10 protein-coding genes, 1 tRNA gene and 1 pseudogene are annotated in these 15,315 nt (G+C 42.2%); 2 read left to right on the top strand and 10 right to left on the bottom strand.

What is annotated here, in order from left to right:
- The first annotated feature begins 20 nt into the window (after window positions 1-20).
- Window positions 21-97 (top strand) — tRNA-Ile (locus tag EYR97_RS03030).
- An 88-nt stretch (window positions 98-185) separates the two neighbouring features.
- Here the strand turns inward: EYR97_RS03030 and EYR97_RS03025 are convergent.
- From EYR97_RS03025 to EYR97_RS02990, 8 genes are all read right to left on the bottom strand, one after another.
- Entirely contained in the window at window positions 186-476 is a 291-nt protein-coding gene (locus EYR97_RS03025) for a type II toxin-antitoxin system RelE/ParE family toxin (protein ID WP_131092367.1), read from the bottom strand.
- A complete protein-coding gene (locus EYR97_RS03020) occupies window positions 463-720 on the bottom strand; it encodes a type II toxin-antitoxin system ParD family antitoxin (RefSeq protein ID WP_131092366.1) in 258 nt (85 codons plus the stop codon). Before EYR97_RS03020 ends, EYR97_RS03025 begins: the two co-directional genes overlap by 14 nt.
- A 377-nt stretch (window positions 721-1,097) precedes the next feature.
- Complete coding sequence (locus EYR97_RS03015) at window positions 1,098-2,933, bottom strand: tetratricopeptide repeat protein (protein ID WP_131092365.1); 1,836 nt, start codon at window positions 2,931-2,933, stop codon at window positions 1,098-1,100.
- A gap of 268 nt (window positions 2,934-3,201) precedes the next feature.
- The gene (locus EYR97_RS03010) at window positions 3,202-3,561 is read right to left on the bottom strand and encodes a hypothetical protein (RefSeq protein WP_131092364.1); all 360 of its coding nucleotides are present in this window, start codon (window positions 3,559-3,561) and stop codon (window positions 3,202-3,204) included.
- A 187-nt stretch (window positions 3,562-3,748) separates the two neighbouring features.
- Complete coding sequence (locus EYR97_RS03005) at window positions 3,749-7,777, bottom strand: two-component regulator propeller domain-containing protein (protein ID WP_131092363.1); 4,029 nt, start codon at window positions 7,775-7,777, stop codon at window positions 3,749-3,751.
- A gap of 128 nt (window positions 7,778-7,905) precedes the next feature.
- Window positions 7,906-10,632, bottom strand: a complete 2,727-nt coding sequence (locus tag EYR97_RS03000; RefSeq protein WP_242634872.1) for a TonB-dependent siderophore receptor — start codon at window positions 10,630-10,632, stop codon at window positions 7,906-7,908.
- A gap of 317 nt (window positions 10,633-10,949) precedes the next feature.
- A complete protein-coding gene (locus EYR97_RS02995) occupies window positions 10,950-11,540 on the bottom strand; it encodes a 2-hydroxychromene-2-carboxylate isomerase (protein WP_131092362.1) in 591 nt (196 codons plus the stop codon).
- Window positions 11,541-11,602: 62 nt separating this feature from the next.
- Window positions 11,603-12,331, bottom strand: coding sequence for an SDR family NAD(P)-dependent oxidoreductase (locus EYR97_RS02990; RefSeq protein ID WP_131092361.1), 729 nt, complete (start codon window positions 12,329-12,331; stop codon window positions 11,603-11,605).
- 210 nt (window positions 12,332-12,541) lie between these two features.
- On the opposite strand from EYR97_RS02990, the gene EYR97_RS02985 reads away from it, so the two are divergent.
- Complete coding sequence (locus EYR97_RS02985) at window positions 12,542-13,429, top strand: LysR family transcriptional regulator (protein WP_131092360.1); 888 nt, start codon at window positions 12,542-12,544, stop codon at window positions 13,427-13,429.
- 136 nt (window positions 13,430-13,565) lie between these two features.
- On the opposite strand, the pseudogene EYR97_RS02980 reads toward EYR97_RS02985, so the two are convergent.
- Together EYR97_RS02980 and EYR97_RS22125 are read right to left on the bottom strand one after the other, a co-directional pair.
- Window positions 13,566-14,691, bottom strand: a pseudogene (locus EYR97_RS02980) (mechanosensitive ion channel family protein).
- A gap of 273 nt (window positions 14,692-14,964) precedes the next feature.
- Window positions 14,965-15,315, bottom strand: coding sequence for a hypothetical protein (locus EYR97_RS22125; protein WP_242634871.1), 351 nt, complete (start codon window positions 15,313-15,315; stop codon window positions 14,965-14,967).

Raw genomic sequence — 15,315 nt, 5'->3', positions numbered from 1 at the left:
TCAACGCACACTTCAAATATGGCCCTATAGCTCAGTTGGTTAGAGCATCCGACTCATAATCGGCAGGTCCCCTGTTCAAGTCAGGGTGGGGCCACCATTTCTCCCTAAATTTCAGGGCTCTACCCCATAAACGGGGGTTCTATCAATTTATAAGAACCAATAAGATAAGGGACTATATAGGCTGATTAATCAAAAGCAGTATTAAGGTTTTCTGCTCTTAGTATTCGCATGACATCAACGCAGTCATTAGAAACGACATAGTAAATAGCATGTTTTCCATACACACTTCGTCTATATCCCTTACGAATGTGATCAACAGCCTGATAATGCAACGGATTTTCCGCAATGCTTTGAAACTGAATAATCAATCCATCAACGTATAATTTAGCCTGAGTTAACCCAAAGTTATCAATGCCATATTCAAATAGCTGCTCGAAATCCTGATCGGCAGCACTACTTAATCTATACTTCGCCATTAGTTTGTTTTCTAGCAATCACCGCATTAACAATATCTTCTGGAGAACGAGAGCTAAAACCGCTTTGCTCTGCTTTGATAAGTTCTTGCCTAATAACTTCAACTTCGCTAGTACGCATTTGCTCTTTTCTGATTAAATCTCGTAATAACTCGCTGTCACTAGCATAATTACCAGTTGCAAGTTGGGCTTGCATCCATTGTTCTTGTTGATAAGTAACTGTGATACTTTTCTTTACCATTGCCATAAGTTACCTCCAATGAAAGAAATTTCGTAAGGATATAATCCTACTTTATACTACCACAATAGAGTTTAGTTCAGAACTGGTAAGAGTCAATTTGAGTTACACCAAAGAATTCATAGGTGGTAACAATATCGGTAAGTTGGTGGTCATGAGCACGTTAAAACACCCACTTATAAAGGGATAGAGAACTTGCCAATGGGGCATCATAATCGGCAGGCCCCCTGTTCAAGTCAGGGTGGGGCCACCATTTTTCTGTCACTACTATCAATGATAATATTTGTCCGTTACGCTCTTAAATGTAAAGCATCCTCTAACTAAGAAAACTCAGCCAGAAAATGCTTAAACACAGGTTCTTTGTTTATCAGGCCGTTGGCATAGACCTAGCTTTCATCAAGTTTCACACTTCTTCTTAGCGCAACGAATTGACGCCCCAAGTCTTGAAAATATACAAAGTCTGAATTTATTGCTGTGACTTGCTTGAGGTAAAACTTCCCTCTTGTATTAAAAATACAATAGTCACTTATTTTCGCCTTTGCGTAAGGGTTATAGTCAGAAGCATTGTCTAATGCTTTTGCTCTCATTGCAGATTGGGTATCAGGGCAGAAAAATGCACCCTGTTCTACATATCCCTTCCCATCCTCAATTTTTTCTTTCTCGATAAGCGTATCTAGTCTGCTTACATCGCCCCAATTTTTATCTGACTCGCGATAATAGTTTAATGCCAACTCAATATCCTTATTAAGTCCATAACCACCCTCTTCGTATATTTTTCCAAGCATGGAAGAAGCATCTTTAAAGCCGCGTGCTTCAGAGCGTTTAAACCACGTCATAGCTTTTTGATAATCCTTGCTTACGCCTAGGCCGTTGTAGTACATCCAGCCTAAATTAAACTGCGCGTACTTCGCTTCCAAGCCATCAGAGCTTACCGCTTTTTCCAAGAACTCCTTTGCGACTTCGTAATTTTGCTCTACGCCTACGCCATTCATGTAATGCCAACCTAGTTGTGCAAATGCATGTGTAGATCCTTGTTGAGCGGCTAATTGGATAAGCTCTATACCGTAGGCTTCATTCTTCTCAACACCCCATCCATTGAAAGTCATTTTGCCAAGTAAGTACGTACCCGATACATTGCCCGCTTTATGAAGCTCTTCAACAACTTTTAATGCCTCTGGACGGTCATTTCTCTCATACAAATATATTCTTGCTAGGTAATATTTCGCTTCTTCACTGCCATGTTCCGCAGCCCTTTTGAAAAGTGTCTGGGCGTTATCAATGTCGGAGTTAATATACGGAGAAAAGTAATACAGCTTCCCAAGTTCTAAACTAGCGTAAGACAAAGTCTCATCATCAATACCGCTGTCTTCGGCGAACGCTTTGTAGGTATCAACAATAAGCGAGTAGTTCCCTAGGTATTCGAAAAACTCGATATAAACTTTTAGTTCATCCAACGTCGATGTGTTGGCAGAGTTAGCTAAATAGCTTGCTAATGTTGAAAAAGTGCCTTGTTGCTTCATTTCATATTTAGATGCAAGAAACACCAGTTTCTTATCATCTAACGAAATAGCGGCCTCTGCTGCTGTATCTAAATAGCCATACCGTGCAAGCTTCACAATAACTTGCTCTTGGCTGCTGCGTTCATTCAACATCACAAGTAAAGAACTCGCTTCACTAGGGTTGTCGTTTTCTACATAAGTTAATGCAACTTTTAAGGTATATGGTTCAGATTCGTTACTTTCGCTAACAGCAGCATTACAAGCCATTAAAAATATTTCAGTACCTGAAAAATGCGCTTTAGCCAAAGTTATTAGCTTGTCATACGACTTTTCAACTTGAGCTGCTGACTCATATTCATCGCAAATTGCTACTCCATTGCTTGATATTTCATTGGCGATATACCAAGAAGACTTAGTTACTTCAAATGCCGACTTTGAAATAACTACCGACAATAGTGAAACAATGCCCGCGATGAATATCGCGTTATATTGAGTGTTGAGTTTTGCTGCCACCCATTTATTCGCCGCAATATGCTGCTGTGATTCCGCTTGCAGTAAACCCATTGCAACTGTTCCACCAAGCAAAATACCAATAACTAAATGACTGATTAATCTACCTGTAGAATTGGCGTCATCAAAAGATTTGGCACCTATGTTCACCATGTAAATGAGAGCGATAAAAATAAATATTACGCCTAACACCACTTTGAGAGACTTTGACATTTCATATCCTTTCTTATAATTCGACCACCCTTCGCTCAAGCAAAAAGGGAATAACAAAGGTAATAAAAATCATAAGGTTGCAGGTTAACGAATCCGACAGATAGGTACACATATCCGACTTTTTCTGATGTCGGCTTGGATTCGTGGTAAGTAAACACTTGTTAAATATCGTGAATTTTTCTAGAAAGCGTTTTCGCGTATATACACCTATTAGTTTCATTTACTAAAAGGTGTATAAGAAATATAGAACACCAGCTTTACAGGTATACTAGTTAATTTGGCTGCGACAAACGTGCTTGAACGAGGCGGTGAGTTGTACTAAATCTCTTTGGTTTTGATTATAAATATCATGAACTTCTGAATACGGCATTTTTGCTATTTTACGAATGATGGTAGTAGAGAAATTGCCAGCCCAACTTTGAAAATTTGGTGTGCCATAACTATTTGCTATCATTTTCCCTCTTTGAACAACCGCAGAAAGATCAATAGGCTCGCCATTGGCTTTAGTGATAATTAACGCCCCCATGAGCATGCCGAAATCTAGACAGTAATCGTCTACTTCACTGTTAGATGTAGCGTTCACCGATGTCGAAACAACCATCATTATTAGCAAAAAGAACTTCTTCATGTATACCTACCTTTATTGTTGTCATTAGTACCATTCCCGTAATGCAAACAGGAAGCAGTAATAAAGATATGTAATTCAAACATTTAATGTATAACAAACCCGACAAATTAATGCACACAACCGACTTTCCATCCAACAACTGGAGTTATGGTTAGGTTTGTTGAGATAACTTTTGTAACTTTAGCGCTTATTTATTTGAATGAGCTATAAAGTCTTTTGGTGACTGCCCAAAAGCTGATTTAAAACTACGGCTAAAATAGCTAGAAGAATTAAAGCCCACTAGATCAGACGTCAACGAGATAGATTTACCTTCTAACAACAGCGCTTTCGCTTTCACTAAACGAAAATTGCGAATGTATTCAGCAGGCGTCTGATTAAACAGAGCTTTCAATTTCCGTTGTAATTGGCGCTCACTCATTGCGACAGCGTCCACCAATTGCTCTACATTGAACTCACTGTCTGTATAACGACGTTCTACCGTGTCATTTAACCGAGTAATAAATTTCTGATCACGCTCGCTTATTATGTTCTCTACCGGCTCATCTTGGGTTTGCTTTGCTTTAAATCGCAATTTCTGGCGCGCTAATGTATTACTAACCTTCAACAGCAACTGGCGAGCTTCAAAAGGCTTGGCTATATAATCGATAGCCCCTAACTCCAGGCCTTTTAATTCACTTTCTTCATCTACTTTTGCAGTGAGTAATATAGTAGGAATGTGGCTTGTATTGTCGTGTTCAGACAATGCCTTAACCAAAGAGAAACCATCCATTTTCGGCATCATGACATCAGAAATAATCAGGTCAGGGATATTTTCAATTGCGTATTCAAGGCCAATAGCGCCATTCTCTGCGCTGGAAACTTTGTATTCACTCGACAGTATGTCAGTCAAGAACCCTCGTAATTCATCGTTGTCTTCAACAATGAGCAACGATTGACGCTGCTGATGACTTGATGACGTTTTGCTAACGCCTAAAGCTAATATTTGCCTATGAGCGGGCGTCACGTTATTGGTTTCTATGGCGAAATCGTCAATGGTTAACGTAAACAAAACTGAAGCATCGCGACTCTCACAGTGGATGTCCCAGCTGTTTTGACGACAAATATCAAGAACCAACGACAACCCTAAACCAAAGCCTTGTTCTGAGTCAGACTGTCCTAAGCGTTCGAAACGATTAAATATTTTGCCAATTTGCTCAGGGCTCAGCCCTGCATGCTTGTTTTCAATACTCAATTGGTAACCGTCGCCTACAATTCTGGAATGAAGCTTTACCCAACCGCCCGTACTCGTATATTTCAGGGCATTCGAAAGTAAATTTTCGAGTATGGAAATCAGGTCTTCTTTGTCAGCATTTACAATGGCGTGACTATCGAGCTTACGCTGCAAAGTGATTTCCTTTTGCTGCATAAGCGGCTCGAACGCAATAACATACCGAATGAGTAAGTCATCAATATTTATTGGCTCGATGTGCTTTTCTTTTTGCTCAATCTTACTTAGGTGCAATATTCGCTCTACCAAACCAAACAAACGCTTGCCGTTATTTTGTATTAAATGGATAAGCTTCTTCTGTTGTTCAGATAAATTAGCGTCTTGCGCAAGCTGTTCAATAGGTGCATTAATCAATGTAATAGGTGTTCTAAGTTCATGGGAAATATTAGCAAAAAGCTGATTTTTCTGCGCTAAGGTAGCAGCCAGCTCCGCAGTCTTTTCATCAATTCGCTGTTGAAGCTGCACTTTCTGCTTTAATAACGCATGGGTTCGAAATCGATAGTAAGCGAACCCTACCAGCAGTAGCAGTAGACCATACATCATCAATGCTATATTCGATTGATAAGGCGGGGGCTCAACGTCGATTAGCATTTTGTTATGCGCACTTCGCCATTGTTTGCCATCGTTCGAGTATTGCAGAGAGATATCGTACGTACCGGTTGCCAAACCGCTTAGCTGAATAGACATGGCATTGCCCACTTCAACCCATGCTTCTTTATTTAAACGGTATCTGAATTGGCGTTGCTGCAAACGGTAGTAGTCATCCACAAAATAGGCCAGTGATATAGTATCGGCCGATTGGGTGAACTGAAGCTCAATATCATTTTTCGTTGAGGCTTGGGTATGTTGCGATGTGTTTTTGGTTGTCTCTGACAAGGGATAGTTTTCAGGTACTAGCCAACGCAAGGTAGCGTTCGAACTCTCAGCTTTTAGGCGACTTGGAATGATTCTAGACACCCCGTCTATACCAGCAAAATACAAAGTGCCGTCATCACCTTTTGCAACACCTTTTGTATTAAACTCACTGCTTTGTAGGCCATCTCGTTTGAAAAATGCATCTATGTGGTTGGTTATTTTATTCCATCGATACAAGCCATTAAATGTCGACAGCCACAAGGCTGTGTCTGCGTCTTTAACAATAGCTTGAATATAGTGACTTTTTAAAGGTAGCGAGAAGTGAGTAAACGTGTCAGACGACTCTTCGTATTCATAGAGGCCATTACTGGTACCTAAATACAGCTTATCTCCATCCACAAATACGTAATAGACAGTTACGGGGGGCTGGTTATGATTAAACTGCAATGAATAATGGTGAATCTTATCATGCTCGATATCATATCGATTTACACCATCCGTTGTACCAATCCAAAGTTGACCATCCCTACCTTCAACCATGCTGTATATGTGAGTATTGGCGTTAATTCCGCGTTTATCACCACGAAAGCCCACTCGCTTAAAAACGCCTAAATGCTCATCAACAACCTGCGTTAATCCGCCGCGCCAATTAGCGACAAACACGCGCCCACTGCGAGTTTCCACCACATCTAACACAGCCCCTTCACCGGCGTTGTCCAAAATTAGCTTGGTGTGATCATTGTACGATAATGTGGTTAAGTCGGCGTTTAGGTGATAAAGACCACGGTTTGTTGCCAACCAATAGCTACCATTATTAGCGGGTTCAATTTTTAGCGTGAAGGTGTCAATTACTCGTTCAGCGGCGCCTAAAGCGCCGCTTTGTGTAATAGGGTAACGATACAAGCCCCCTACCGCACCAGTCCACAAATAACCTTGGTCAACAAGCAACGAATTAATATCATCAGACATTAGGCTATTTTGTGCTTGTTCCGAATAGGCATATGTCTGAATTGAAAAGCCATTGGCAGGAATAGCAATAATGCCGCCTTGAAAACTACCTAGCCAAATGGTGTCGTCGCGACTAATAAACACAGAGCGAACATCCCGAGAGATGTTCCCAAGCTCTTGAGGCTTAAGCATCGGATAACTGCTAAACGCCCGTGTCTTATAGTCTCGTTTGCTCAAGCCGTTATCATTTGCAACCCACAATGCGCTATTGCTTTCGGCTAAGCTAGCAACAGTACTCTTCTGGTAGTCTTTATTGGGCGTGAGACGCTCAAAACATTCACAGGTTGGCTCGAATCGATTTAACCCGCCTTGTACGGTTCCAACCCACACATCATTGTGCTTAGACACCAATACAGAATATACAGTATCAGTACTTAAGCTGCGCTTATCTTGGCTATTGTGGCGAAAATACTCGAAGCGTTTCAGCGTTAGGTCATAACGATTAAGACCTCCACCCCACGTTGCTACCCAAATATAGTTTCCTTGCTTAGCTAAAGCGCGTATCCATTTATGACTGGTTCCTTGACCATCTTCACTTACTGGAAAAACCGTCACTCGCTGAGTATTAAGATCAACAATATTTAAGCCGTTATCGGTGCCTAGCCACAACGTATCTTCTACCTTTAATACAGATTGAACATTATTATGTGACAGGCCAGATGCGACAGTAATACTGGTAAAGTAATCGCCATTTTTGTGATATTGGCTTAGCCCATTTCGGGTAGCTATCCACAGTGTGTTGTCGTCAGCAAGGTATACCTGATTAACTCGATTACCAGCCAAACTATGCACATTTTTAGGGTCGTTGCGATAAACGTGGAAGGTTTGGCCGTCAAACCGATTAAGGCCATCCTCTGTTCCAAACCACATATACCCATCGCCATCTTGCGATATGGTATGCACCATACTATTCGACAACCCATCTTCAATGTTATAGCTAACATAGTTAGGATTCGGTAAGAACTGGGCGGCACATTGCACTGAGAAAAAAAGAAGAAAGGCCGCTAGAAGAATAGCGGCCTTATTAAAAAATGCTCGTCGTCGAGCGATGATAAGGTGCATGTTGAGCCGAATTACTGCATTCATTCTAATAATTTGAAAATAATACGATATTTTTCAAATATTCTCATACACCTAACCGACATACTTTTGTCGAGATCCGACATAGTATGTATTTATTACTGTTTCAATTTCACAACTTAAAAAACGTTAACCTAGTAAGTGTAACGTGCCTGCACGTACCACATGCCACCGTTAAACCCGAATGGGCTAGATTCAGAATAAAGCTGACCTAGGCTTCCCGCACTTGGGTTATCTTCTGGGTATTCGTCGAACAGGTTGTTTACACCAATAACAAGGTCTAAGTTTTCGCTGTACGCGTATTTAGCTTCAACGTCTATTAAGATAGCCGCGTCGATGTCATTTACGCCATTACCTGTATCATCCCAACCACCGTAATAGTTAGCACGAACCAAAGTGCGAAGAGCACCTTGCGTATGTGTCCATGAAATATTACCACGAAGGTTTGGCAACAAGTCTTCAATGGCAGCAACACGGCCTTCACCAATTGGGTTAAGCGTGCCTACATCGTCAACCTCGGTCTCGTTGTAGTTCGCCGCTAACGTAATACGTGAATTACCTTCCCATAAGTCGAAGCTGTAGTTACCTACAATATCGATACCGCGTGTAGTGGTGTCGAAGCTGTTCGAGAAGAAACGGAACTGAGACAGGTCGTCTAGGCCAATAAAGTCTGAACGGTTGATAATACCTGATGCATCAAGCTCGGTAAGCGCCTCAGATACGGTTCCATAGTTTGTGCCACCACCAGCGAAGTTAAGCGCATCTAGGAAGTTTACGTTTGCACCTAGTGCTACGCGATTTTCCATCTCGATGCTGTAGAAATCGATGGTCCAACTCATATCTGCTACATCAATTGATGCACCAAATGAGAAGTTCACCGCTTCTTCTGGGCCTAAGTCTGGGCGACCATTACCTTGGCTTTCAATGAAATCAGCCGCTAACTGTCCTGCTGCCGATGACAATGGAAGTGTACCTTGGTCAATCAGCACGCCATTCACGTTTTGCGTGGTAACGTTAGTAATGCTTGCCTGACCCGCCGTTGGTGCGTGGAAACCGGTTGAGTATGCACTGCGTAGACGGAAATCGTCAGTGACGTGAAAAATACCCGCTATTTTGAAGTCGGTTGTATCACCAAACTCACTAAAGTCTTCACGACGCACAGCCGCTTGCAGTGTAAGTTGTTGAGTTACATCTGCCTCTAAGTCAATATAAACGGCAGTACTGTCCTGTGAAGCACTTGTATCACGTGGGAAACCACCAAAACCGTTAGAGCTAGAAGAGAAGCCTTGGCTTGCCAATGGCCCAAGCGCATAAGAGGCTTCGTCACCGGCAAACAAATCGAACTCTTCTTTACGGTATTCTGCACCAAACGCCACATTCAGATCAGACTCTAAACCTACATCTACACCGTACACGAAGTTTAGATTAACCAAGGTCTCGGTTTGCTCTTGTCCACCAGGTACAAAATCACGAGGTGTATCTGGCCCTAACGATGCGTTAATCGTGTTCTTAATAAAGAAGTCGGTACGGTTTGAGCCGCGCTGCGCACTGAAGTCGTAGCCTAGGCCACTACCAATTTCTAAATCGCCACGCACACCTACGGTAAATGCCATATCTTCGTTATCGCCACCAAAGCGCGGTACAAAGCCAGTTGGAATAGTTTCAATGAACGAGAAGCAGTTATCGTCCGCTTGTACTTGTGCTAAGAATGTTGGATCAGGGAATACATTACCTTCACCGCCAATTGGAATACCATCAATACAGCTTCCGCCTACTCCCACACCGTCAAGGTCACCAACAAGTACCGAGTGTACACCGTTTGGATCTGCCATACCTGTTAGCGGGTCAACTAATGGGCCCGCGTATACACCGCCACGCTGACTACCTTCAGTAACTGGGTTCCGGTAGAAGAAACCACCTGTTACCGTGCGCTTGCCGTAGTTACCAAATAAGTAAAGTTCCGCTTTTTCGTTTAGCTCATAAGCTGAGTTAATAAAAACCTTATAATCGTCTTCTACATCTGGCTGGCCCCAATACTGTGGCACTTCGTTGGTGTAGGTATTTATGGTAGAAAAATCTGCCTGGGTTAAGTACCCCGCATCAACCATACCTTGAACATCGTTTCGTACCACAGAGCGTACCGTACCTTCTACGTCTCGAATTTCACCAGTGATATTTACAAAGCCATCAGCACCTAACGAGAAACCTGCGTTGGCAGAAATAGTATAGTTGTCACCATCACCTTCATAGGTTGATCCGTAGTTTGCGCGGAATTCAAACCCTTCATCGTCATCACGCAATAGGAAGTTAAGCACCCCTGCGATGGCGTCTGAACCATACTGAGACGACGCCCCGTCACGCAACACTTCTACTTGCTTAAGAGCAAGCGATGGAATAGCCGAGATATCAACACCCTGTGCGCCATCAGAAATACCACCACCTAGGAAAGAGATAATAGAGCCACGATGACGACGCTTACCGTTTACCAGTACCAACACATTATCTGGCGATAGCCCGCGCATATTAGCTGGGCGCACAATAGTTGCTGCGTCACTTATTGGTTGTGTGTTCACATCGAACGACGGTACGTTTGTACGTAGCATGTCTTGTACGTCGCTAGATGAGTTTTGGCGGAATTCTTCACCGGTGATAACGTCTACCGGAACAGGTGAGTCGGCCGCAGAGCGGTTGCTCATACGTGTACCAGTAACAATAATATTTTCAAAATCGTCTGCTTTTTTCTCTTCTTCTTGAGCAAGAGCAGGCGCTGACATTGCCGCAAAAAACGGTAATGAACTAGCAATTATGGCCGAAGTTATTCGATTGAGTTTTTTTCCCTTCGGGAAGTTACCTTGTTCCAATGTGTTTCTCCTTCAAGACTTGTGCTTTTTTTGAGTTTTTGAGTATTTTTATTATTGGCATGGGTAACGCTTATTAGCTGTTGCGAAAAGAAAGGTGTGACAACTAAACTAACAAGCACTATTAAACTAGAATAAAATGACTAAAAAATAAACCCATTCAAAATGAATATCACTCGTTAAGCAAAAATTACATTAGCCTTTAGTTTAAGTACACTTCCAGCATTTAGATGGGAGAACAACAGAACTGCACACTTTGATGTGCTCAAAGTGTGCCCTTGAATACAACTCAATTACATATTCAGCCTATTTCTGTAAAATTAAGCCTTTACCATGTCTTCTATGAAAAACACGCGATCTTGACCAAAGAACATTTCATCGCCCACGAACATGGTAGGCGCACCGAAACAGCCTTTTTCCACTGCTTTCTGAGTATTTAATTTTAGTTCCGCTTTAATATCATCGGTCTCAATGAGTGATAAAAGCGCATCAGCGTCCAGCCCATTTTCAATTAGCTCGGTCCGCAGTATTTCTTCCACTCCAACGTTCAGCCCTTTCACCCACATTGCGTTGAACAAAACGGTTAGATACTTTTCGAAAACGCCCATTTTTTTGGCTGCAAAACAACCTCTCATTATGGTTAGCGTGTTAAAAGGAAAGTGTGGATTCATACTAAAAGGAATACCGTAGAGCTTGGCATATCTTGGCAAGTCATACTTCAGCATATAGCGCCCCTTAGCGGCAACGGCACCGGGAGATACATTATTAGTGGCCTTATGTACTGCACCCAGCAACATGGGCTCGTAAGCGATTTCAGCATTGTAGGTACTGGCAATTCTTTTAAGCTCGCTATAAGCGAAATAGGCCGTCGGGCTACCAATATCGAAATAAAAATCTATTTGTTGGGTCATTAAATATTCTCTTTTTTATTTGTTAAGTGGTTAATTTATTGCTTTAAAGGGCTAGCCTTGGCCTACCATTTTTCTACCCATGGACGTATGTCTAATTCGAATGTCCACGCATTTCTGGGTTGCTCGTGCAGCATTACATAGTTTGTAGCTAAATCTGCAGGCTGCACCACACCATCTTTTGATGACAGTGTTGCGTAGTCGGGGTGATTATCTTTGATCCACTGTGTTTCAACAGCGGCGTCAATAATGACGTGAGCAACATGAATATTCTTCGGGCCAAGCTCTCGTGCCATCGACTGAGCAAGCGCTCGCAACCCGTGTTTTGCGCTGGCAAATGCACCAAAAGATGCGCCCCCACGAACGCTTGCTGTTGCACCGGTAAAAATAATGGTGCCGCTATTGCGCTGAATCATTTTGCGCGCGGCTTCACGCCCCACCAAAAAGCCCGAAAAGCACGCCATTTCCCATATTTTGTAAAACTTCTTAGCAGTTGTGTCGAAAATGCTCATGGGCACATTTGCCCCAATATTAAAAACCACCACTTCTATAGCACCAATATTGGCCTCGATGTCAGCAAATAACTGCTCTACCTGCTCTTCATTTCTGGCATCAACGCCATACCCATGAGCATCAAAACCTTCTGCTTGTAGCGTTTCAGCATAGGCAGAAACCGACTGTGCATTTCGCCTTGCCATACATACAGTAAAACCTTTCAGCGCATAAGCCTTGGCAATAGCACTGCCAATGGCATCACCCGCCCCTACCACTAGGGCCACTTTCTTATCTTTCATCAATAACTCTCCACTTTAGGCGATAAATTAAAAGCAACTAGCAACGACAATGATGTTAAGTTAATCTGACCATTCGGCTTTTAAAATTCATTTATTGTTAACTTAAGGTAAGTTTTACTAATCCTTAAACATCAAAAATCGATGCATCTAAGATCAATACCTACACACCTAAAACTGACTTAAGAGCAAAAAGAGTAAAGAGCGAATACTGTGAACCCACCTCCTATCCAATGGTTACCTGTTTTTTATTATGCAGCCCAGTACAAGAGCTTTCGAAAAGCGGCTGAGCGCCTGTGCGTATCGCCGCCGGCGGTGAGCCAACACATAAAAAGCCTTGAAGCGTATTTGGGTGTGCGTTTATTTAAGCGAAATGGCCCGACGCTTACGCTAACCGATGAAGGTAAGTTTTATTGTCAAAGTATTCAGCCAATGATGATGCACTATCACAGCAGCTTTAATGAGTTTGATAGGCGGTTTAACAAACGTGTGTTGCGCTTAAATACCCCCCTTTTTATTGCTCAAGAGCTCCTTATTCCAAACTATATGCATTTTAAAGTGATAGAGCCGAATGCGGAGTTGCGAATTTCTACTGGCACCGAATACATCGACTTTGATTCCAACATTGCCGATGCAGCAATACGCTTTGGACATGGAGATTGGCCTGAGTTAAACGCAAAACTGCTATGCAAGGTGGCTGTTAGCCCAATTTGTTCAACCAATTACACAAGTTCACAGATAGATAGTCAGCGAACCCTTGAAGAGCAATTGAATAACCAGGTTATTCTTTCTACCGATGAGAGCATTAAAGAATGGCGACAACTGTTTCCCAACATTGCTCCTAAAGAGGTTGTGGTGTGCGACTCTTACTTTTCAATTATTAAATCTGCTGAAATGGGTGTAGGTATTGCACTTGGCATTTTTCCAGCGGTTAACAACTGGATAAACAATCAAAAGCTACAGCGCCTTACTCAGCAAATGTTTGAAATAGAGGCAGGCTATTGGTTTGTTTACCCTAAACAACGCACTGACAACACATTGATTGACGCAGGTTACAAGTGGTCGTCTCAACTATTTGGTAAGTTGCCGAAGTTGGGCTGATTGAGAAGATTCCAAGCGCGCTAAAACATCAATCCCAATACCCGTAGAATAGCCCGCTATTTTACGGGTGACTTTAACAGGGGCATCTTGCATCATCCACACTCTCGTTGCATTAAATTAGCAACAAACTTTATTGCTACTCCTTTTTAGGTTGTGATGCCACATGTAGAGCCTGAACTACCCCTTCTTTGGCTCCTTCTTGAACCCCTTCCTGAGTAAGATTAAGTGCCGTAATTGGAAATGGAATGACAATGCCTTCTTCATCAAAGCGCTTTTTCAATTGCTTTATAAAAGCACTCTTTATAAAGAAACGATTAAAGTACTCCCGTGTACGCAGCATCACAGTTAAGTTAATGCTGGAGTTATCAAAGGTATGAAACAACACAAAGGGCGTGTAGGTATCAACCCCGTATTCGTGATGACGCAAAATATCTTCGGCTACTTCCAAACACACTTTTTCAACGTGCTCTAAGTCTGAACTGTAGTGAACGCCTACTTCCACCGGCACCGACAGTTCGCGCTCAGGGTAGTAATAGTTTATTAATTTTGAATTAGACAACTTACTGTTAGGCACAATAACAATATTGTTGGGCAGCATGCGTACCCACGTTGAACGCCACCCTATTTTTTCAACAAAGCCTTGCTCGCCGGAATCTAATTCAATGAAATCGCCAATGCGGATTGGCTTGTCCATGACCAACTGAATACCGGAAAAAAACGTTCTCTAACGTAGGTTGAAGGGCAAGGGCTACTGCCAGTGAAGTAATACCTAATGACGCCACAATTGGCGTAATAGAAATGCCCATGGTGCTTAAGATAATAAGAATAGCGAGTACCGCGAAAACAGCGCGAACCGCGCCACCGGCAATACCACTGGTATTTTTTACGATGGAAGATTGGTCTTGATACCGCCTCAATAAATAGGTAACAAAGCGCTCTAAAAACAGGAATAAGGTGATGATTAGGCCAGCGTCGATACCAATGGACAGCACTCGCAGTAATAGCTCGTCGTTCACATCAAAAATGCTTACTACACGATTAACCACGGCGATAAAAATAACGAATATGAGTAAATTCAGGGGCGCATTTAATGACAACACCAGCACGCGATAGATATCTGACATACTGCTTGCTTCTGAGCGCGCCTTGTCTTCCAAACGCACCAAAATAAGACGTTTCACAACGAACAGTACCACCACAAGGGCAATTAACCCTGCTATGGCAACAACTTGCTGATTTTCAAAAATGTTCGCCATGTTCATGTAGTTTTTAACCTAACTCGTTTTATTGCATTTCAAAAATGAGAAACTAACCCTTTGATTTTACTGCGTTACCTAAATATTTATTCGCAATGCGTATAGTGGTTTAACTTACACTAATTTATTCCAACGTCTTTAGGCGGTTAGCTTTCGTGTGGCAGCGTTACCCGTTTTCGGCCACCTTGATAGAAGAATACGCAAAAGCCACACCAATTGTTTTATCTACCCTTTTTTAAATGAAATAGGCGTATTGAACACGAAGGTACTCAACGCTATTTAGCGTAGCTCAACGTTGAATTGTTTGGCTAATTCTAGAAGTTGAACGTTATGAGGAAACTGAGTCAGCCCCTCATTTAGTATTCGTACTCCATGCTCAAATTCACCATGAGAAAATAATGTATACGCATAATTGTGCACATACGCTTGCTGATGCTTACCCACCTCGTAGCCTTTTTCGAACCATGTTATGGCTTTCTCTTCAGAGTGTTCTTTTAACTTGGCATTCAAATGTCTAGCTTTAGTGCCGTCAATCTCGATATTGCCGCTCTCGTTACTCGATGAGTTACTATCAAACTCATTGCTTAAGTCGCTTTTCGGTTCGCTTTCTAGATAATGATTTGCCAGCAA

It is taken from the genome of Alteromonas sp. KUL42 (genome assembly GCF_006538325.1).
Lineage (GTDB): Bacteria > Pseudomonadota > Gammaproteobacteria > Enterobacterales > Alteromonadaceae > Alteromonas.
This window is presented reverse-complemented; position numbering and strand designations above follow the sequence as displayed.